At 64.1% G+C, this 18,268-nt stretch carries 23 protein-coding genes; 11 read left to right on the top strand and 12 right to left on the bottom strand.

From position 1 onward, the window contains the following. The first annotated feature begins 489 nt into the window (after nt 1-489). Both XI09_RS11340 and XI09_RS11335 read left to right on the top strand, forming a co-directional pair. Nucleotides 490-1,311, top strand: a complete 822-nt coding sequence (locus XI09_RS11340; RefSeq protein ID WP_271566911.1) for a helix-turn-helix domain-containing protein — start codon at nt 490-492, stop codon at nt 1,309-1,311. Nucleotides 1,312-1,382: 71 nt separating this feature from the next. Beyond that, nucleotides 1,383-2,048 (top strand): DsbA family oxidoreductase, encoded by a 666-nt coding sequence (locus XI09_RS11335; RefSeq protein ID WP_271566910.1) that lies wholly within the window; start codon nt 1,383-1,385, stop codon nt 2,046-2,048. A gap of 7 nt (nt 2,049-2,055) precedes the next feature. Here XI09_RS11335 and XI09_RS11330 read toward each other — a convergent pair whose 3' ends face one another. The 5 genes from XI09_RS11330 to XI09_RS11310 form a co-directional block, all read right to left on the bottom strand. Next, nucleotides 2,056-3,225 (bottom strand): GNAT family N-acetyltransferase, encoded by a 1,170-nt coding sequence (locus tag XI09_RS11330; RefSeq protein WP_271566909.1) that lies wholly within the window; start codon nt 3,223-3,225, stop codon nt 2,056-2,058. A gap of 163 nt (nt 3,226-3,388) precedes the next feature. Further along, nucleotides 3,389-4,828: a cytochrome c oxidase accessory protein CcoG gene (gene ccoG / locus XI09_RS11325; RefSeq protein WP_271566908.1), complete on the bottom strand. Its 1,440-nt coding sequence runs from the start codon at nt 4,826-4,828 to the stop codon at nt 3,389-3,391. Between the two features lie 30 nt (nt 4,829-4,858). Continuing rightward, the gene (locus XI09_RS11320) at nt 4,859-5,248 is read right to left on the bottom strand and encodes a DUF302 domain-containing protein (protein WP_271566907.1); all 390 of its coding nucleotides are present in this window, start codon (nt 5,246-5,248) and stop codon (nt 4,859-4,861) included. 42 nt (nt 5,249-5,290) lie between these two features. Continuing rightward, entirely contained in the window at nt 5,291-5,494 is a 204-nt protein-coding gene (locus tag XI09_RS11315) for a YgaP family membrane protein (RefSeq protein ID WP_011088520.1), read from the bottom strand. A gap of 28 nt (nt 5,495-5,522) precedes the next feature. Further along, nucleotides 5,523-6,635, bottom strand: a complete 1,113-nt coding sequence (locus tag XI09_RS11310) for an NAD(P)/FAD-dependent oxidoreductase (RefSeq protein WP_271566906.1) — start codon at nt 6,633-6,635, stop codon at nt 5,523-5,525. Nucleotides 6,636-6,752: 117 nt separating this feature from the next. Here XI09_RS11310 and XI09_RS11305 point away from each other — a divergent pair, with 117 nt between their 5' ends. From XI09_RS11305 to XI09_RS11290, 4 genes are all read left to right on the top strand, one after another. Beyond that, nucleotides 6,753-7,052 (top strand): ArsR/SmtB family transcription factor, encoded by a 300-nt coding sequence (locus XI09_RS11305; RefSeq protein WP_271566905.1) that lies wholly within the window; start codon nt 6,753-6,755, stop codon nt 7,050-7,052. A 125-nt stretch (nt 7,053-7,177) separates the two neighbouring features. Next, nucleotides 7,178-8,167, top strand: coding sequence for an efflux RND transporter periplasmic adaptor subunit (locus XI09_RS11300; RefSeq protein ID WP_271566904.1), 990 nt, complete (start codon nt 7,178-7,180; stop codon nt 8,165-8,167). Further along, nucleotides 8,164-11,388, top strand: coding sequence for an efflux RND transporter permease subunit (locus tag XI09_RS11295; RefSeq protein WP_271566903.1), 3,225 nt, complete (start codon nt 8,164-8,166; stop codon nt 11,386-11,388). The genes XI09_RS11300 and XI09_RS11295 overlap by 4 nt, the downstream gene beginning before the upstream one ends. 10 nt (nt 11,389-11,398) lie before the next feature. After that, nucleotides 11,399-11,755 carry a carboxymuconolactone decarboxylase family protein gene (locus XI09_RS11290; protein ID WP_271566902.1) on the top strand — a complete coding sequence of 119 codons (357 nt, stop codon included), beginning with the start codon at nt 11,399-11,401 and terminating at the stop codon, nt 11,753-11,755. A 79-nt stretch (nt 11,756-11,834) separates the two neighbouring features. Here XI09_RS11290 and XI09_RS11285 read toward each other — a convergent pair whose 3' ends face one another. Together XI09_RS11285 and XI09_RS11280 are read right to left on the bottom strand one after the other, a co-directional pair. Next, nucleotides 11,835-12,155 carry a hypothetical protein gene (locus XI09_RS11285; protein WP_135178356.1) on the bottom strand — a complete coding sequence of 107 codons (321 nt, stop codon included), beginning with the start codon at nt 12,153-12,155 and terminating at the stop codon, nt 11,835-11,837. A 260-nt stretch (nt 12,156-12,415) separates the two neighbouring features. After that, a complete protein-coding gene (locus tag XI09_RS11280) occupies nt 12,416-12,820 on the bottom strand; it encodes a hypothetical protein (RefSeq protein ID WP_271566901.1) in 405 nt (134 codons plus the stop codon). A 154-nt stretch (nt 12,821-12,974) separates the two neighbouring features. Here XI09_RS11280 and XI09_RS11275 point away from each other — a divergent pair, with 154 nt between their 5' ends. Next, nucleotides 12,975-13,208, top strand: coding sequence for a hypothetical protein (locus XI09_RS11275; RefSeq protein WP_271566900.1), 234 nt, complete (start codon nt 12,975-12,977; stop codon nt 13,206-13,208). Nucleotides 13,209-13,406: 198 nt separating this feature from the next. Here XI09_RS11275 and XI09_RS11270 read toward each other — a convergent pair whose 3' ends face one another. Continuing rightward, on the bottom strand, nt 13,407-13,649 hold the full coding sequence (locus XI09_RS11270; RefSeq protein WP_271566899.1) for a PilZ domain-containing protein: 243 nt from the start codon (nt 13,647-13,649) through the stop codon (nt 13,407-13,409). Nucleotides 13,650-13,829: 180 nt separating this feature from the next. Here XI09_RS11270 and XI09_RS11265 point away from each other — a divergent pair, with 180 nt between their 5' ends. Further along, entirely contained in the window at nt 13,830-14,123 is a 294-nt protein-coding gene (locus XI09_RS11265; protein WP_271566898.1) for an HdeA family protein, read from the top strand. A 115-nt stretch (nt 14,124-14,238) separates the two neighbouring features. Here the strand turns inward: XI09_RS11265 and XI09_RS11260 are convergent, their stop codons facing one another. Continuing rightward, entirely contained in the window at nt 14,239-14,703 is a 465-nt protein-coding gene (locus tag XI09_RS11260) for a PaaI family thioesterase (protein ID WP_271566897.1), read from the bottom strand. Between the two features lie 381 nt (nt 14,704-15,084). Between XI09_RS11260 and XI09_RS11255 the strand changes: the two genes are divergently transcribed. Both XI09_RS11255 and XI09_RS11250 read left to right on the top strand, forming a co-directional pair. Then, entirely contained in the window at nt 15,085-15,381 is a 297-nt protein-coding gene (locus XI09_RS11255) for a hypothetical protein (RefSeq protein WP_271566896.1), read from the top strand. Between the two features lie 101 nt (nt 15,382-15,482). Then, nucleotides 15,483-15,737, top strand: coding sequence for a hypothetical protein (locus XI09_RS11250; protein ID WP_167771459.1), 255 nt, complete (start codon nt 15,483-15,485; stop codon nt 15,735-15,737). Nucleotides 15,738-15,746: 9 nt separating this feature from the next. Here XI09_RS11250 and XI09_RS11245 read toward each other — a convergent pair whose 3' ends face one another. Then, nucleotides 15,747-15,980, bottom strand: a complete 234-nt coding sequence (locus tag XI09_RS11245; protein ID WP_271566895.1) for a DUF6894 family protein — start codon at nt 15,978-15,980, stop codon at nt 15,747-15,749. Between the two features lie 209 nt (nt 15,981-16,189). Continuing rightward, on the bottom strand, nt 16,190-16,378 hold the full coding sequence (locus XI09_RS11240; RefSeq protein ID WP_271566894.1) for a hypothetical protein: 189 nt from the start codon (nt 16,376-16,378) through the stop codon (nt 16,190-16,192). A 383-nt stretch (nt 16,379-16,761) separates the two neighbouring features. On the opposite strand from XI09_RS11240, the gene XI09_RS11235 reads away from it, so the two are divergent. After that, on the top strand, nt 16,762-17,001 hold the full coding sequence (locus XI09_RS11235; protein WP_271566893.1) for a DUF2798 domain-containing protein: 240 nt from the start codon (nt 16,762-16,764) through the stop codon (nt 16,999-17,001). 841 nt (nt 17,002-17,842) lie between these two features. Here XI09_RS11235 and XI09_RS11230 read toward each other — a convergent pair. Then, complete coding sequence (locus XI09_RS11230; RefSeq protein ID WP_271566912.1) at nt 17,843-18,094, bottom strand: hypothetical protein; 252 nt, start codon at nt 18,092-18,094, stop codon at nt 17,843-17,845. Nucleotides 18,095-18,268 lie beyond the last annotated feature (174 nt).

Raw genomic sequence — 18,268 nt, 5'->3', positions numbered from 1 at the left:
ACTCTCTTCGGTTAGCGGACCTACCGAATCTGACGTTAATCTTTTGTCTCTGGGGGCCACTGCAGAGCAAGCCTCTTGAAACAAACTCTCCAATCTGATGGGGCGCAGCCCGTAGATCCGGCACGATCTCGGCGTGCTCAAAGAACTGTGGTGATGCCGTCGGGCCGACTCGAATGCCCGTTCCACCTTCGCCTTCCGCATCGCAGCGGCAGTCTTTCGCTGCCAGAATAGGACTCCGCAATTTGGAAAGCGCTGTGTAGACCGACGAATGGATCGGGTTGCGGGCCAATCGCTAGCTTGATGGTTGGTGAACCATCGGTCCGCTCAAGTTTTTTTGCTGTCGATCGTTGACTGCGAGCTGTTGGTATTTTTGTTGGTATCCAGCAACATCAGCGAAAATAAATCCAATTGTTTCATGTGGTTACATACCAATATCCATTACCTCGCGGGTAATGGAAGGGATGAACACCGCATGCTAGGTTTTCGACCATGAACGCACATGCATCCACGGCACAGACCGAACGCAGCCAGCCAATCCATATCGGTGACCATTTGCGCGAATGGCGGCAGCGCCGCCGCATGAGCCAGCTCGATCTGGCGGGCGAGGCCGAGATCTCGGCGCGGCATCTGAGCTTCGTCGAGACCGGACGCGCCGCGCCCTCGCGCGACATGGTGCTGAGGCTCGCTGAGCGTCTCGACGTGCCCTTGCGCGAACGCAACGTGCTGCTGGTCGCCGCCGGCTTTGCGCCGGCGTTTCCGCAGCGCCCGCTGGAGGATCCCGCCTTGAAATCAGCCCGCCAGGCGATCGACCTCGTCCTCAGGGCGCACGAGCCCAATCCCGCGCTCGCGGTGGACCGGCACTGGAACCTGGTCTCCGCCAACCGCATGGTGGCGCCGCTGCTCGACGGCATTCCGCAGCGGCTGCTCGGCCAGCCCTTCAACGTGCTGCGGCTCGCCTTCCATCCCGAGGCGCTGGCGCCGCGCACGGTCAATCTTGCGGAGTGGTGCGGGCATCTCCTGGAGCGGCTGCACCGGCAATGCGAAGCAACGGCCGATCCGGAGCTGATCAAGCTCTACAACGACCTGAAGAGCTACCCGATCCCGGCACGATCGGCGCCGCTGTCGAGCGACAACGTCGCCATCCCCTTCAAGCTGCGCCACGAGGGGGAGATACTCAGTTTCTTCTCCACCACCATGGTGTTCGGCACGCCCGTCGACATCACCCTGTCGGAGCTTGCGCTGGAGACGTTCTTTCCGGCCGACGAGCGTACCGCGGAGCGGCTGAAGCAGATGGCAGCAGCTATGAGCTAGCGCCCTTGCCTCGGGCCGGGTTCTGCCTATCTTTGGGCGAACCCTTGAAGTGCCCGAAGGAGGCGCCTGACATGAGCACGCTGAAACCGCTCCAGATCGACGTCGTCTCCGACGTGGTGTGCCCCTGGTGCTATATCGGCAAGCACCGCATCGAGAGCGCGCTGGCGCTCGTGCCCGACGTTCCGGTCAAGCTGAATTTCCGTCCCTTCTTCCTCAATCCCTGGGTGCCGCGCGAGGGCATCAGCCGCGAGGACTATCTCACCAAGAAGTTCGGCTCGGTCGAGGCCTATAAGGGCATTGCGGGGCGCGTCGTCGCGGCCGCGAGCGAGGAGGGCCTCGTCTACAAGCCGGAGCTGGTGGCGCGTCAGCCCAACACGACCGACTGTCACCGGCTGATCCTCTGGGCGGAAGCGATCGGCAAGGCGCCCGAGATGAAGCAGCGCCTGATGGAGCTCTACTTCCGCGATGGCGGCGACCTCACCGATGTGAACGTGCTGGTGCAGGCGGCCGCCGATGTCGGTCTCGATGCCGACGACGTGCGCAAGCGCCTTGCCACCGACGAGGACGTCGCGCGCGTCTCGGCCGACGCGCAGGAAGCCGCCGAGAAGGGCATCTCCGGCGTGCCGACCTATGTGTTCGCGCAGAAATACGCCGTCTCCGGCGCGCAGGATCCGAACCTGCTCGCCCGCGCCATCCGCCAGGTCTCGGCGGAGATCAACGCGCAGGCGGCGGAGTAGGTTTCGCTTATTTGCGGAGGCGGCGGACCATGCGTCGCGCGGCCTCGTGCGCGGCGTTGAGGCCGACCAGTGCTGCGTGAATGAGCGCCACGACCGGATCGTGCAGCCGCAGCGGGATCAGCACGTCACCGATTGCGAAGCGTCCCCGCCAGATCGGGTTGATCATGGGGTGGTCGGCGCTCGCCGTGGAGTCCGCACTGGCGATGGCGGGGTCGGCGCAGAGGTGGCGGGTGAGGTCGAGCGTGAGCTGCACGCCCGGCGAATATCTTGCAAAGCCTTCGTCGATGCCGAGCTTGAAGAAGAAGGCGCGGTCCTGATGGCGCAGCACGATGCCGGCGGCCACCGGAATCGTGCCGGCGCGCAGCGTGACGATCTCGCACTGCGCGGTCTCTGCCAGCGCCGCCACCGCGCGGCGGATGAAGGCCGCATCGCCCGCATGCTGGATCAGCGCGGTGCCGCGCTTGCCCTTCCAGCCGCTGGCTTCGAGTTGCAAGAATGTTTCGAGTGCGGGCCCGATGTCGTCAGGCCGGCGCGCGACCTCGAAGGCGACGGGCCCGTGCTCTTCGAGCCGATGGCGCAGACGGCGCAACTCCTTGAGCTTCTTGGTGCCCAGCGCATCGCGCAGCAGCGTCTCGCCGTCCTGGGTCGCATCGAGGCTGGCGCGGATGTAGGAGCTGAGAACACGCGGCTTCAGGCCGTCGCGATTCAGGACCTGACTGAGCGACGCCATCGCCGCGCCGTCGAGCGCGACGTCGTTCAGCACGAGCGCATGGGCTCCGGCCTCGCGCGCCTGCTGCAACAGACGCCTCGCCGCCTCGGTCGGAGCGTCGCGGTCGATCAGCGGGCTGCACAGCGTGCCATAGGGATGCGCGCTCACCAGCGCGGGCAGGGGAATCTTCCATGCCCGCCACAGCGAGATCACCGGCATCAGCCCGATCAGCCGCGTCGAGGATCCGTCGAATACGGGCAGTACGGAGGCGTCCGTCCGACCGCGCGCGGTTGCGCTGACGGCGAGCTCCCAGGCGGGCAGGTAATACCCGTTCGGCTCGACCGCCCGCTGCGCGAGCGCGCGCCATTGACCAGCCTCAATCGCACCAAGCGGGACGAGCGCGCGCGCCGCCGCAGCATGCTTTGCCGGTGCCGGATTGATCGCTGCCTGGTGCGCGATGTCGACCACGTCCCGTCGTCCCCGTTCACGCGGGCTGAGCCCGGGTTACGCGGTCATCCTTAGCGCAAAGATTGGAAAATACCGTTGGGACGCCACTTCAATTCGAGCGGTAATGTTAACGTCGCATTCAGCATCCGGCGGCAGCCGCCGGATGCGCCATGGAATGTGGGAGCTACTGCTCGCCCGGCACGAAATGATCGCGGGCGCTTGCACGTCCGCCGCCGGCCGTGTCGGTGATGGCGATATCGACGTCACGCGAGGTCTTCGGCAGGTCGCTGGGGCCGACCTGCACCGACAGCCTGACCTCGCGGGTCTGGTCCTGCCCGACCTCGATGACGGGCTTGCCGTCGAGGCTGGCGTCGATGCCGGCGACGCGAATGGTTGCGCCGGGCAGACCGGTGACCGCGAGCGCAAACGATCGCTGCGCGCCCTTGTTGAGGATGCGGACGGTGTAGTCGTTGCGCACCCCGCCATCCGAGAGCTGGACGAAGAGGGGATTGCGCTCATGCAGCACGTTGACGTCCATCGTCGTACGGGTCGCGAGGGCATAGAGCATGATGCCGCCAACGATGGCGATGGCCGCGGCATAGATCAGCGTGCGCGGACGGATGATGCGGTAGAGCGGCGCCTTGCCTTCGCGCCGGCGCTGCATGTTGATGTCGGTGTCGTAGCCGATCAGGCCGGCGGGCCGGCCGATCTCGCGCATCACGTTGTCGCAGGCGTCGATGCACAGGCCGCACTGGATGCAGCCGAGCTGGATTCCGTTGCGGATGTCGACGCCGGTCGGGCAGACATTGATGCACTGGTGGCAATCGACGCAGTCACCGGCGAGATCACCATGCGCGCGGGCGGCGTCCGCCTTCTTCACCGACATACGCGGCTCGCCGCGGTCGCGGCGATAGGTGACGTTGAGCGCCCATTCGTCGGTCAGCGCCGCCTGGATGCGTGGCCACGGACACATGTAGATGCACATCTGCTCGCGGGCGTGACCGGCAAAGACATAGGTCGTGGCGGTGAGGATGCCGATCCAGAGATAGGCGATGAACGGGGCCTGGAAGGTGGCGAGCTCCTTCACCAGCGTCGGCGCGTCGGAAAAATAGAGCACCCAGGCGCCGCCCGTCCACCAGGCGATCATGATCCAGAGAAAGTGCTTCAGCACGACCTTCCGGATGTGATCGAACGTCCAGTAGCGCTTGTCGCCCTGCATGCGCTCGCGCCGGTCGCCCTCGACCCAGCGTTCGACCGCGTAGAACAGGTCGGTCCACACCGTCTGCGGACACATGTAGCCGCACCACAGCCGGCCGGCGACCGCGTTCATCAGGAACAGCGTCATTGCCGCGATGATCAGCAGACCGGTGAAATAGTAGACCTCCTGCGGCCACAGTTCGATGAAGAAGAAGTAGAAGCGCCGATGCGGCAAATCGATCAGCACGGCCTGGTCGGGCAGGCCGGGTCCGCGATTCCAGCGCACGAAGGGGAGGAGATAATAAGTCCCGAGCGTGACGCAGAGGATCGCCCATTTGATGCGGCGGAAAGGGCCCTGGACGGATTGCGGATAGACCTTCCTCCGCTTCTCGTAGAGAGGTCCCTCGATGAAAGTGTCGTCAGTCATGGTCGGCCTCTGCAATCTGTGCGAATGGTCTCACGCAATCTCGGCGACGACTTGCTTCAGCAGCTCGCGGACCTGCCCCGCGACGGCGCCGAGCTTCGGGTTCTTGATGGCCGCCATCGAGGCGACGGGATCCACCGCCGAAATCTCGACCTTGCCGCCCTCGCGCTGCTGAACCACGACGTTGCAGGGAAGCATCGTACCGATCTTGTCCTCGAGGGTCAGCGCCTCATAGGCGAGCTTCGGATTGCATGCTCCGAGGATGAGATAAGGTCGAAACTCGGCCCCGAGTTTCTTGTTCAGGGTGTCCTTCACGTCGATTTGGGTGAGCACGCCGAAGCCATGGTGCTTCAGCGCTGCGGTCGTGGCCGCAACGGCCGCGTCGAACGGCAGGTCGACCGTTTTCGAGAAGTGATAGGTCATGGACTTTCTCCGTCGAATTGGGCTGTCTTCACCGCGCCGCGCTCACGAGAACGCGCAGCCGCTGCTCAGGCCCAGCTTCTTGAACACGATCGCAGCGGGGCAGAAGCCCGTGAACGAGGCCTGCAACATGTTCAGCCCGGCGAACGCCGTCAGCAGGTACCAGTACGCATTCACGTAGGTGCCCAGCGCGAGTCCGAGCAGGACGACGAAACCTGCGAAGGCGAGAACGGCTTTATCGACATTCATGGCATGCTCCTCTTTGAGTATGTTGGCGTTACGAACGGGTCAGGCTGGCTTGGGTCCAAGCCACAATGCTGCGCGCATCCATCGCGCCGGCGTGGCGGATCGGCTGTGCGCTCGGTTCCCTGCCCCGGAGCAGGGCGCCGATATTCAGTGCGGTCGCGGTCACCATGGATTCGATCATGAAGCCTGTTTTCGGCACGCCTACCGACACCGGCGTTGCACCGACCGGCGCGATTGCCACGCAAACGCCGACAGCGAAGACATTGGGGAAGGCGGGGTTGCGCTGGTGCTTGTCGACCATGACAAAGCCGCGCGGGTTGGTCAGCTTGTCGATGCCGCGAACCGCCTCGACGCCGCGGAACGCCGGTAGCATCATCGAATAGGCAAACGGCAGCTCGTGTGTCTTGTGCACCGTGCCGTCCTCGCCGAGCTCCTCGACGATCATCCTGCCCGCTTCGACGCTCTTGACGCGCGCGTTGGTAATCCACTTGACGTGTTTCTCGCGCATCTCGCTTTCGAGAAGGCCCTTGGTGTCGCCGACGCCGTCAAGGCCGAGGTGGCCGACATAAGGCTCCGAGGTGACGAACGTCATGGGGACTTGGTCGCGTAGCTTGCGCCGGCGCAGCTCGGTTTCCAGGATGAACAGGAATTCGTACGCCGGGCCGAAGCAGGATGCCCCTTGGACCGCGCCGATCACGACCGGGCCGGGATTGGCTGCAAGCTTTTCGAATGCGTCCTTGGCGTGCGAGGCGTGATCGACGTGGCAGATTGACTGCGTGTGGCCTTGCGGGCCCAGGCCGGGAATCTCGTCGAAGGCAAGTTCAGGCCCCGTCGCAACGACCAGATAGTCATAATTGATCGACGTGCCATCGCCGAGTTCGACGCGGTTCTCGATCGGGTGCACGCGCTTGGCGCCCTGCGTCAGCAGGCGCACGCCCTTGCGCTTCATGATGTCAACGAGATCGATCTCGATCTCGTTGCGCTTTCGCCAGCCGACCGCCACCCAAGGGTTCGATGGAACGAAGTGATAGACAGCGCCCTGCGAGATCACGCTCAGGCGATCGTCCTTTCCGAGCTGGGGCAGCAATTCATAGGCCATCAGCGTTCTGCTAAGACCGGCTCCAATTACGACAACTTCCGCCATGGGTTACCTCCGCTGGATGAGCGGCTCCGCCAGTTGGGCCTGGCTGTTCTGCCGCAATGCTTGACTATATATTCACACATGCGTATATACGCAAGTATGAATATAGACAGCCAAACCATGGAGCGGGCGGCGGACCAGGCGAGCGAACTTTTGAAGGCGCTTTCCAACCGGCACCGGCTGCTCATCATCTGCCAGCTCATCGAGGGTGAGCGCTCGGTCGGCGAACTCGCCGAGTTCCTGAACCTGCGGGACTCCACGGTCTCTCAGCATCTTGCGCTCCTCCGCAAGGATGGCCTGGTGTCCTCGCGTCGCGACGCGCAGACGATCTTCTATTCGATCGCGAGCGAGCCGGCCCGCGAGATCCTGAAGACGCTCTATCAGGTGTTTTGTGCACCCAAGTCCGCAAGGTCGAGGTGAAATCTACGAGCGTTCAAGTTGCGGCGCGTTGAGCAGGATCAACGCGCCGCCCGATAAAGCTGACGAAATGACACAAGGACGCCGCGCCGCGGTGTAACGGTTCCATGATTGCACGGACACGCCCTATGCGACTCCTAGGATTGTTGGCGGTTCTTGCTGCCACCACCCTGCAGGCCGGTCTCGCCGCAGCGGAAACACTCGCCGTGATGCAGCACTCCGTCGCAGACGAAAAGGCCGTGTTTGCAACGGTGGAGAGTGTCAGCGTGGTGCCCGCGCGCGGGCGTATCGGCGGAATTGTGGTCCAGCTCAATGTCAGGGAAGGGGATCCCGTTACTGCCGGCCAGGCGATCGCGATTATTGGTGATGAGAAGCTAGCCCTTCAGATGAAGGCCCTCGATGCGCAGATCGAGGCGCTCCAGGCTCAGGCCAATCAGGCGCAGATCGATTTCTCGCGGATCGAAGGTCTGGTCGAACGCGGCACGCTCCCGCGCGTCAAGCTCGACGAGGCGCGGACCACGCTGAACGTGGCCGAGAACGGGCTGCGCGCGAAGACCGCCGACCGCGCCGTGATCGCGCAGCAGCTCAGCGAGGGGCAGGTGCTGGCGCCTTCCGATGGCCGGGTGTTGAAAAAGCTCGTCACTGTCGGCTCTGTGGTGATGTCCGGCGATGCGATCGTCACCGTCGCGCAGCAGCACTTCAAGTTGCGGTTGCGGGTGCCGGAGCGGCACGCGCGTCAGCTCAAAGCCGGCGACAGGATTCGAGTCGACGGCGCCGAGCTTGGCGAGGATGCGTCCAAATGGGGCGTCATCGATCTCGTCTATCCGCAGATCGAGGAAGGTCGTGTCATTGCAGACGCCAGCGTCGAGGGGCTCGGCGAATACTTCGTCGGGGATCGGCTGCGGGTGTGGATCTCCGGCGGCATGCGGCCGGCATTCGTCATTCCGGCAGGCTACGTGACGACCCGGTTCGGCATCGACTACGTGCGGCTTCAGAAGGCGGGCGGGGTCGTCGACGTGCCGGTGCAGCGCGGTCGCGAGCTGCCGACGCCCGCGCTTCCCGATGGGCTTGAGATCCTGTCCGGCATCCGTGCCGGCGACCAATTGGTGCGGCCGTGAATCTCGGACTCTCGGGCCGGCTCACCAAGGCGACGATCGCCTCGCCGTTGACGCCGTTGTTCCTGCTCGCGGCGCTCGTGGTCGGCCTCATCGCCGTCGTGGTGATCCCGCGTGAGGAAGAGCCGCAGATCAGCGTGCCAATGGTCGATATCCGCGTCAATGCCGATGGCTTGCGCGGTCCCGACGCGGTCGAACTCGTCACCAAGCCGCTGGAAGCGATCGTCAAAGGCATCGACGGCGTCGAGCATGTCTACAGCCAGACCGAGGACGACCGCGTGATGGTCACCGCGCGGTTCCTGGTCGGAACGAAGGCGGAGGATGCGATCCTCCGCGTCCACGAGAAGATCCGCGCCAATCTCGATCGCATCCCTGTCGGCATTCCCGAACCGCTGATCGTCGGTCGTGGCATCAATGATGTCGCGGTGACGGTATTGACACTGGCGCCGAAGCCGGAGGCGGCCGGGCGCTGGACGGACAAGGACCTGTTCGAACTCGCCGACAAGCTGCGCTCGGAGCTCATAAAGATCGACAGCATCGGACTGACCTACATCTCCGGCGGCGCGGCGCAGCAGATCAGGGTCGAGCCGGATCCGGAAAAATTGTCGCTGTTCGGCGTCACGCTGCAACAGCTCGTGGCCAAGGTGAAGGACGCCAATCGCTCGTTCCTGGCCGGTCAGGTCCGTGATGCCGGCGTCGTGCGCAACGTCGCGGCCGGCCAGACGCTCGCGGGCATTCCGGACATCGGATTGCTCCTGATCTCGACGCGCGACGGTCGGCCGGTCTATGTCAAGGACGTGGCCTCCGTCATCATCGGACCAAATACGACCGAGCATCGGGTCTGGAACGATGCGCGCGACGAGAAGGGGCAGTGGACGCGTGTGCCCGCGGTCAGCCTGGCACTCGCCAAGCGCGCCGGCGCCAATGCGGTCGTGGTCTCCGCCGACATCGGCCGACGCCTCGAGGGATTGAAGGGGCGCCTCATCCCCGACGACGTTCGGGTGACGGTGACGCGCGATTATGGCGAGACCGCCAACGAGAAGGCAAACGAGCTCCTATTCCACCTTGGGCTCGCCACGGTCTCGATCGTGGTGCTGATTGCGATCGCGATCGGATGGCGCGAGGCGGTCGTGACTTTCGTCGTCATTCCGACGACCATCCTGCTCACGATGTTCGCGGCCAATCTGATGGGCTACACCATCAACCGGGTCAGCCTGTTCGCGCTGATCTTCTCGATCGGCATCCTGGTCGATGACGCCATCGTCGTGGTTGAGAATATCGCGCGGCATTGGGGCATGCGCGACGGCCGGCCGAGATTGCAGGCGACGATCGAGGCGGTGGCGGAGGTCGGCAACCCGACCATCGTCGCCACGCTCACGGTGGTCGCGGCGCTGTTGCCGATGCTGTTCGTGTCCGGATTAATGGGCCCTTACATGGCGCCGATCCCGGCGAATGCCTCGGCGGCGATGCTGTTCTCCTTCTTTGTCGCGATGGTCGTTGCGCCCTGGCTCATGCTCAAGCTGGCGCCGAAAACTGAGGTTGCAGGGACCTATGCCGCGCACCAGGAAGGGCGGCTCGGGCGGCTTTACCGGCGCTTTGCCACGCCCATCGTTCGGAGTAAGCGCGCCGCCTGGATCTTCCTGCTCGGCGTTGGCATTGCGACTCTGCTGTCAATGACGCTGTTTGCGACCAAGTCTGTGACGGTCAAGCTGCTGCCGTTCGACAACAAGTCGGAAATCGCCGTTGTTGTCGACCTTCCGGAAGGGGCGAGCCTGGAGGCGACCGAGCGCACGCTGTTCGGCGCGGCCGAGATCGCGCGGCAATTGCCGGAGGCCATCTCGCTACAATCCTATGCCGGCACGCCGGCGCCGTTCAATTTCAACGGGCTGGTGCGGCACTATTATCTGCGCGAAAGGCCCGAGATGGGCGAGCTGCAGGTCAACCTGGCTGCCCGCGGCGAGCGCAGTCGGGCAAGCCATGACATCGCGCTGGAGCTGCGGCAAAGGCTGAAGGCGCTCGACATCCCGAAGGGCACCAGCATCAAGGTGGTCGAAGTGCCGCCCGGGCCGCCGGTGCTGGCGACGCTGTTGGCCGAAATCTACGGTCCCGATGCCGCGACGCGCCGCGCTGTGACGGCCGAGCTGAAGAAGGTCTTTGCCGAGGTCCCCTTCATCGTCGATGTGGACGATTCCATCGGCGAGAAGCGGCCGCGGCTGCGGCTGTCGATCGACCAGGATCGGCTCGAGTTCTTTGGCGTCGAGCAGCGCGATGTTTATGACACGATCCAAGCGTTGTTCGGCGGCATCTCGATCGGCTACTCGCATCGCGGCGAGGATCGCAACCCGATCGAGATCGCGGTGCATCTCGGCAAGCGGCGCCTGGTCTGGGACGAGGCACTGGCCTCGACACCGGTGCCCGCCAACACGCTGCCCGGCAGCAAGACGGTCGTCGAGCTGGGCCAGGTCGTGAAGGCGACCATGGAGGAGGGCTCGCCGACGATCTTCCGACGCGACGGGCGCTTTGCCGACATGGTGATGGCTGAGCTTGCCGGGCGTTTCGAAGCGCCACTCTACGGCATGCTGGCTGTTGCTGATCGCGTGGATGCGCATGATTGGGGCAATCTGCCGAAGCCCGCGATCAGCCTGCACGGTCAGCCGACCGATGAATCCCGTCCCACTTTGCTGTGGGACGGCGAATGGGAGATCACATGGGTGACGTTCCGCGACATGGGTGCCGCCTTCGGCGCTGCCATTCTCGGCATCTACGTGCTGGTCGTCGCTCAGTTCAAGAGCTTCCGCCTGCCGCTCGTGATCCTGACGCCGATCCCGTTGACGCTGATCGGCATCCTGGTGGGACATTGGCTGCTGGGCGCGCCGTTCACGGCCACCTCGATGATCGGCTTCATCGCGCTTGCCGGCATCATCGTGCGTAACTCGATTCTGCTTGTCGATTTCATCCGTCACAGCGGCGGGGAAGGCAAGTCGCTTCGTGAGGTCGTGCTTGAAGCCGGTGCCGTTCGTTTTAAGCCGATCTTGCTGACCGCACTTGCCGCCATGATCGGCGCCGCGACCATCCTGCTCGATCCGATCTTCCAGGGATTGGCGATCTCGCTTCTCTTCGGGCTCGCGTCCTCGACGCTGCTCACCGTGCTCGTCATCCCTGCGATCTACGTCGCCCTGCGCGCGCCGCACGAGGCGACTTCCACGACGGCCAAATCCAGTTAGCGAGGGTTCGATGGACAAGAACTACGTTGATATCACCCGGAATATTTCCACCAATCTGCGCAAGCTGCGGAGCGACATTCCCGACACCTTGAAGGGATTTGCCGCGCTGGCCCAGGCCGCGACGCGTGACGGCGCGCTGGACAAGAAGACCAAGGAGCTGATCGCGCTGGCGCTCGGCGTCGCTGCGCATTGCGACGGCTGCATCGGCTTTCACACCGAGGCCCTCGTTAAGCTCGGCGCGACGCGCGAGGAAGTCGAGGAGACGCTCGGCATGGCCGTCTATATGGGCGGCGGGCCGTCGCTGATGTACGCCGCCGATGCGATCGCAGCCTACGAGCAATTTCAGCAGCAATCGGTTGCCGCCTGACGCCTGTGATCGGATGCACCCATATGGAAGGGACCGGGCGAGTTGTCTCGTCCGGTCCCGTCCGTCTTGGTTCTACCGATTACCAGCCACCGACGCCCACGCTGACGCCGGGAGCGCGAATGCCGACGCCGCCTCGCGGGCCGTCGTCCCAGTCGCGATAGGTGCGGCGTTCATAATAGCGCTCGCGCGGCATGGTGGCATAGGAGTCGCGCACGATCACGCGCGCGCCACCGCGGGTGCGATAGCAATTGCCGGCGTCATCGCAGACGAGCCGGACTTCCTGGATGAGATCGGGGTTGGCGTATTCGCTGGTCGTATAGATGTCGGCAGCCTTCGCGCCGCTCGCCGCAGCGATGGCCCCGACGCCGGCCAGCAGTGCAATCGTAAATGTCCGCATCATATCCTCCTCCGAAACTGCCCTCTGCGGTAACAAGAAGGGGAGGCGGCGATCGTTCCGGCCCAAATGCAGGATTTTCCCGGAACCGGATTTGGCGCACCGGCAATGTTCCCCGGGGGCGCACCCGCCAATCCGGCGAAACATCATGATTGCTTCGAGCCGTTTGCCGATTTCCTCTCTGGGGTAGGCTGAAGCAGCACTGTGGATCTGGTCTCGGATGCGCTCGATATGTTCCGCCTTACAGGGGCTGACGACAAGGCCTGTCAGATCGGCTCATAAACCTCGGACCCGCAGATGTCGTCGGCTTCCGCGCGGCGGCGATCGACGACCTTGCCGCCGGTGATGGTCACGATGTAGGTCTGGGCGCCAAGCGCGGTGCCGGTTGCGGAGGTGAGCTGCGCGCGGACGCAGGCGGTCCAGCCGGGTCCTCGCACCTCACGATGCGGCGTGGCGACGTGCACCTCGCGCGGGTAGGACGTGTTGATGAAGACGACATCGATCTGCTCGCGCACCACGCGCTTGACGTCGGGGGGCGCCTCGGGCGGTGGCTGCTCGGCTTCCTTCATGCGCATGAACTCGGGCACCGGTGCGCGGCTGTCGGCAAAGCCGCAGGCACCGAGCGCGAGCGCGCCGGCCAGCAGCGCGACATGAGCAATGATCCGCAACATCCGTGAAGGGTCCCCCCGCGGGCGAACAGATAGGCACGAATGCGATCTGGCGAAGTCCTGGCCGATCAAGATTTGCTGAAGGCCTGGAACCCACGGCATTTGCTATTAGGGGATTGCAGGCTAGTTTGTACCCCAGACGAAGGGGATTGCGCCAATGAGGATTTTGGTCATAGCCGCTGCGGTGCTGGCATTGGTGGGCAGCTCGGCTCAGGCGCAGATGGGCGGCGGCAGACGCCAGCCTAACGAGGGCGGCCAGAAGGCGGACAACAAGCCCAAGGTCGACGAGGGGGCCTACAAGGCGGCGCTCGAGCGCATTCCGGAGCCCAAGGAGAAGTATGATCCGTGGGGCGGGGCGCGTCCGCCTGAACCTGCCAAGAAGCCCAAATAAACCCGATGGGCGCTGGCGACAGGCCAGTGCCATCTGATCGCTGCCGCCGAGGATCTCGATCAGCCCAGTGGAAGAGTTTGCGGCGTCGTCGGCGATCGCACTCGTGCTGGTGACCTGCACCTTGCGTCGCCGCCATCGTAGCAGGCACTCATAGCCGTGTTGTGGATGAGATGCGAACAGTCGTTCACATCGTGCGCGCTATTGCACGAAAGCGAGACCGACGCGCCTGTCGCTGCGCCACACGGGGCGGCAATTCCGCACGAAATTGTCGCGCGCGATCGAGAGTGTGAATGATTGCGGCAATGTGACGGGAGCCTCGAGGTCGATCGCAGCGCCGTCTGCGGACATGTTTCGCACGGTGCACGCGACGCCGCTGTTTTCAAAGGTGATCTTTCCACCCTTGAAAACACGGTGACGCTGCGCTGCACGTTTCTCGATCATCCGCGTTGATCCACAATGATGATTGTGAAGTAGTGCATAGAAATTACGTTGAACTAAACTCAATACTGGCGCTACTTGCACAGCGCTTCAGACTTCGTTTACGACGTTGAAGCGGAGCCTCTCTCCGCCGACTTTCCCCACAAGCCTTTTTTACGGCGTGACGCGCCGATGGAGATACTGATGAAGACCACGCTTTCGATTCTGTTCGCCGCAGCGCTTTCGTTGTCGTCCATGCCCGCCGACGCCGCCAAGTACGATCTCTCGACCATGAGCTGCAAGCAGTTCCTCGAGAGCGGCGACGACACCATCAAGCTGGTGCTGACCTGGATGGACGGCTGGTACAAGGGCGACGAGGACAACGCGATCATCGACACCGAGGTGTTCGTCGAGAACGCGAAGCAGTTCGGGGCCTATTGCGGAAAAAATCCGAACGTCAGCATCGTGACGGCGGCCGACGAAGTGCTCGGCAAGTGAGCTGTCCGACGTCCGACGTGCGATAGAGATCGCGCTTCGGCATCGTGCTCGACACCATCGTCATCGAGAGCCGCGGTGCGCCTTGCGTTCACGCGGCTCTCTTCTTGCGTGAGGCTCACCCCGGCAACATCGCGAACGCGCTCGACACCATTGCCACCGGCTTGTTGTCGGCGGCCGAGAGCAGCGTGACGCGGCCAAAGCTCATGGTGCGCCCGAGCCGCACCACGCGGGCGTCCGCGAGCACGTCCGATGAGGAGGCCGCGCGCATGAAATGCGTGGTCTGGTCGACCGTGGTCATCGGACGGTAGCCGCGATTGGCGGCAAGGATCGCGATGACCATCGCGGTGTCGGCGAGGGCCATCAGCGCCTGGCCGCAGACCACGCCGCCGTTCCGGCACAGCCGCTCCGAAAACGCCATCCGGAGCAGCGCGCCCGGCTGCCAGTCCGGCGCATCCGCGGGCTGCGCGTGCTCGATGCGCTCGACCGAGAGGTTGAGATCCTGGACCCAGGGCGCAAAGACCTCGCCGAGGATGCGTCTGGCCTCAGTGATGCCGAACTCGGCTTCTGGCTGCGATGGCATTGCGGCGTGTCCTCCATTGTTGCCGGATGTTTCTGCCATTCTGCGCGGATCGGCACGGCAAAGTCACCCGGTCTGATGCCGGTCCCGTCGGCTTGAAAATGCCTGACTTCGCCCGATATGATGCCGCGCTTGGGATCGGGTGGATGATGTTGCGTCGGTGTGTCCTCGTGTTTTGGCTAGTGGCGCTCGGCATCGTGCTGGACGGGTGCACCAGATGCGGCCCGATCTGGGACGACTGGCTGCACGCTCCGAAATCGTGCAGATCGGACCGGCTCTAGCGGGCCATTCGGCCCTGAGCGCCCCCCGCGGTCACGGACGGGCTGTGATAGGGATGACAGGCGCGGCTGATCCGCGCCGCCAAGGATGATCAAGGAGTAGATGATGAAGCTTTTCCGTATGGCGGCGGTGCTGGCCGTGCTGGCGGGACCGGCCTACGCGCAAATGCCCAATATCAATTTGATGCAGGACGCGCCGAGCAAGAGCCCGGAAGAAAAGGCCGCGGATGCCGAGCGTGAAAAGGCCTACAAGGAAACGCTGAAGAAGATTCCGGACGCCAAGTCGTCCAGCGATCCCTGGGGCGGCATGCGCGCCGATCCGCCGAAGCAGGCTGCGCCGAAGGCGTCGGCCGCGACCACCAGCGCGCCGAAGAAGACCAAGACCGGCACGGCCGCCAACTGAGCCTTTCGGCCGGAGGCGGCATGCGCCTTTCGGCCGGGACTCCTCCTCGGCCGGTCCGCTCCCTACATTACCGGCAGGTGTTGCGTAGAGGAGGACGGGTGATGGCCGATCGTCCGCGGGATCTCGCCGAGCGGATGGCGCGCCGGCGCAAGATCGGCGGCAAGCCGGGCGAGCACGCCGGCGACGGCTATCTGCGCGAGACCTTCACGCTGCCGCGCGCGGCAGCGCGGGCGAGGGCGCAGGCCTTCTTCGCCCGCTATCCCAAGGCCGGCTATATGAGCGCGGTCGAGACCTGGCGCGAGCTGCCCGGTGGCGACATCGAATTCACCATGCGGCGGCTGCCCAGCGCCGATTGAGGTCGGCGCCTAGTCGAGCGTCTCGGCGACGATGCGGATGCGGAACACGGGCTCCTTGGCCTCGTCCAGGAGCTCCATGTGCCATTCCGAGTTTTCCTGGAGCTTGCGGGCGATGCCCGCGGCCATGTCGGCGCAGACGTTGGTCATCTCCTTCCAGGCCAGATCGCGGTCGGCAAATTCCGACGCCTGGTCCGCACAGCCGGAATAGCGGCCGTTCCGGATTCGAAAGAAATAGAGCGGCATGGCTAGCACCGATCGCGTGACGGGCCCCGCCCCAAGGCCACGGCGCGCAGTGCAATCCCAAACCACAGGCAGATCAATTCCGGGCGGCTACGGGATGCATCGGGGCGTCCCGTCCCCGCAGGCCCCAGCGTGCTCCGCCGCACCGAAGGGGCCGTGACGCCGCCGATCTGGCGCGTCCGGTTCAGGCCGTTTTGTTCAGGCCGTCTTGTTCAGGCCGTCTTGCGCCCGATGGCCTTCAGCTCCCGATCGATGCGCAGCTGCACCCGCCGGATCGCCAGCAGGTCGATCTTGGTCTCGGTCTTGCCGGTCTTGACCTGCTCGCCGATGCGGAACTGCCATTGCCAGATGCCGGGAATGGCCGTCTTGTCAACGGTGAACTCGACGCCCCTGTGATTCATGGTTACCTCCCCACGATTCACCTACGATCACTGTAGCATGTTGGCCGTCATGATATTCCCGGGACAAGCAAAATCCGCTGGTAAGCCTTGGACGGTTCACGGAAATCTCGAAAGCGCGCGCGCCCCGAAGCAAACGAAATCGAATTCCGAAAGAGGCCGGCCCGCAAAGCGATGCAAGCCCGGCGCGCACTGATGCAGCTGAGCGCGGCTCAGGAACTCTGTTCATGGTCGGAGAACCACGGGTGCGTTTGATGGTCATGGGGTTAACGATCGGTTGTGACGCCGGCGATCCCGATCGAACGGGAAGAGCCGAGGCCCGCCTCGATGCGCGCGACGGCATGTGGCTTGCTTGACCTCGTGACGGCAAGCAACATGGGCGCGTCATGCTCGGCATTCCCCGCCGCTACAGTCATTTCGTCTTCGGTGTCCTCCAGTCCGGACTGACCTCGCTGATCGCGGCAGGGATCGCCAGCTTGCCGGCTGACGGCGCGATGCTGTTCGCTCGGCACTGGATGCTGTCATGGCTGATCGCATGGGCCGCGATGCTGCCCGTGGTGCTGCTGGCGGCGCCCGCGATCCGTGCCTTCTCGCTGCGGCTGACGCGGGAGGAGAGGGGCTCGTGAACCGGCATGAAAAAACCCGCCTGGGGAGAGCCAGGCGGGGTCGAAGGTTATTGGAGGCTGAGGTGCTGGGCTGCAGCACCATAAGCCGAACGACCCTAGCCGGCTGAGCTTACGACAGCCTGACAAGCCCGCGAATCGAATCCAGGCCGGCGCTCACCCATGTCCGCCAACAGAAAACCCCGCTCGTGGGAGAGCGGGGTCGTCGGTTGGGTATGGAGGCCCGGTGTTGGTCCACCGGGCGAGACGACATTAGGCGACCAGGCTTACGGGTGCCTGACGGCCGCATCGAAACCCGCGCCTGAGAGGTCGCAGACTGGCCCCGCACCCGTCCCAATTTGGTCACCCGACCGCAACACTCGAGCCACAGCCGCAGGCGAGATTCCGCAAGGTCCGGTGCTGCCATGGGGGAAACGTGGCTTGCCGGCAACGGGGTAGCATCATGGATAACGTAGAGCGGTCGTTCGCCGCCGCGACGGCGGTTGGCTTTGTGGTGCTGGTGATCGGCATCGGGCTGCTGGCGCTGCTGTAGACTCGGCCGGCATGTGTGCCGGCGGCGGCTGGCACCGTCTTTCAAAAAAATTGGAAAACAACCCCATGCACAGTAGGCGGGTTGGGGATTTCCCTGTTGGGTCAATGATTTAGAGGTAGTATTTAGATACCTTTGGAGCCCGCAATCGCCGTGAAGCGGGCATATCGCCGACGCGTGAAGCCGGGCCCTCGCCACGACCAGGCGGCCGCTGCTGGCCGCCGTTTCCGTGACGCGTGCCTGGCGGGCAGGGGCGGGCGCCGCCTGCCGCTTTGCCAGCGCGCCTGGTCGGCTCCGCAGCCTGTCCTGATGGCCCTAATGAACCTTGATCACGTCCAGGGGCAGGTGGAGCTCGGCGGCACGCTCCTGGCGGTCCTTTTTGCGGAACTCGTTTTCCTTCCGCTCGAACTTGACCATCTCCTCATGCGCCGCCTCCAGCAGGTGATTGCACCTGGTTGCATCGTGGTGCGTGTTTTCCGCCATGACCGAGAATTCCCACTGTTGCGGTCCAACCCACAGAAGCCGCAGACCGCGAAAAGGTTCGATGCCAAAAGATTGCGGAAGCATGACGGCGCCCTGCTCATGCGTCTTTGATGCGCGTCAGCTTCAGTCGAAGAAGGACGCTGCGAGATTGGAGTCAGAGGCGTTGATGCGCAAAGTGCGGATTCCGATGATCTCGCCCGGGTGTACCGATTTGATCTCGCCCAGGATTCCGAGATGATCTCGCCCACCATTCCGATT

This window comes from Bradyrhizobium sp. CCBAU 11386 (genome assembly GCF_028128955.1).
Lineage (GTDB): Bacteria > Pseudomonadota > Alphaproteobacteria > Rhizobiales > Xanthobacteraceae > Bradyrhizobium.
Note: the sequence above shows the minus strand (reverse complement) of the source record. Positions and strands in the feature narration are given on the sequence as shown.

Coding starts and splice junctions, on each gene's coding strand:
- XI09_RS11340 (WP_271566911.1), top strand. CDS start 490: ATGAACGCACATGCATCCACGGCACAGACCGAACGCAGCCAGCCAATC.
- XI09_RS11335 (WP_271566910.1), top strand. CDS start 1,383: ATGAGCACGCTGAAACCGCTCCAGATCGACGTCGTCTCCGACGTGGTG.
- ccoG (WP_271566908.1), bottom strand. CDS start 4,828: ATGACTGACGACACTTTCATCGAGGGACCTCTCTACGAGAAGCGGAGG.
- XI09_RS11320 (WP_271566907.1), bottom strand. CDS start 5,248: ATGACCTATCACTTCTCGAAAACGGTCGACCTGCCGTTCGACGCGGCC.
- XI09_RS11315 (WP_011088520.1), bottom strand. CDS start 5,494: ATGAATGTCGATAAAGCCGTTCTCGCCTTCGCAGGTTTCGTCGTCCTG.
- XI09_RS11310 (WP_271566906.1), bottom strand. CDS start 6,635: ATGGCGGAAGTTGTCGTAATTGGAGCCGGTCTTAGCAGAACGCTGATG.
- XI09_RS11305 (WP_271566905.1), top strand. CDS start 6,753: ATGGAGCGGGCGGCGGACCAGGCGAGCGAACTTTTGAAGGCGCTTTCC.
- XI09_RS11300 (WP_271566904.1), top strand. CDS start 7,178: ATGCGACTCCTAGGATTGTTGGCGGTTCTTGCTGCCACCACCCTGCAG.
- XI09_RS11290 (WP_271566902.1), top strand. CDS start 11,399: ATGGACAAGAACTACGTTGATATCACCCGGAATATTTCCACCAATCTG.
- XI09_RS11285 (WP_135178356.1), bottom strand. CDS start 12,155: ATGATGCGGACATTTACGATTGCACTGCTGGCCGGCGTCGGGGCCATC.
- XI09_RS11280 (WP_271566901.1), bottom strand. CDS start 12,820: ATGTTGCGGATCATTGCTCATGTCGCGCTGCTGGCCGGCGCGCTCGCG.
- XI09_RS11275 (WP_271566900.1), top strand. CDS start 12,975: ATGAGGATTTTGGTCATAGCCGCTGCGGTGCTGGCATTGGTGGGCAGC.
- XI09_RS11270 (WP_271566899.1), bottom strand. CDS start 13,649: ATGATCGAGAAACGTGCAGCGCAGCGTCACCGTGTTTTCAAGGGTGGA.
- XI09_RS11265 (WP_271566898.1), top strand. CDS start 13,830: ATGAAGACCACGCTTTCGATTCTGTTCGCCGCAGCGCTTTCGTTGTCG.
- XI09_RS11260 (WP_271566897.1), bottom strand. CDS start 14,703: ATGCCATCGCAGCCAGAAGCCGAGTTCGGCATCACTGAGGCCAGACGC.
- XI09_RS11255 (WP_271566896.1), top strand. CDS start 15,085: ATGAAGCTTTTCCGTATGGCGGCGGTGCTGGCCGTGCTGGCGGGACCG.
- XI09_RS11250 (WP_167771459.1), top strand. CDS start 15,483: ATGGCCGATCGTCCGCGGGATCTCGCCGAGCGGATGGCGCGCCGGCGC.
- XI09_RS11245 (WP_271566895.1), bottom strand. CDS start 15,980: ATGCCGCTCTATTTCTTTCGAATCCGGAACGGCCGCTATTCCGGCTGT.
- XI09_RS11240 (WP_271566894.1), bottom strand. CDS start 16,378: ATGAATCACAGGGGCGTCGAGTTCACCGTTGACAAGACGGCCATTCCC.
- XI09_RS11235 (WP_271566893.1), top strand. CDS start 16,762: ATGCTCGGCATTCCCCGCCGCTACAGTCATTTCGTCTTCGGTGTCCTC.
- XI09_RS11230 (WP_271566912.1), bottom strand. CDS start 18,094: ATGCTTCCGCAATCTTTTGGCATCGAACCTTTTCGCGGTCTGCGGCTT.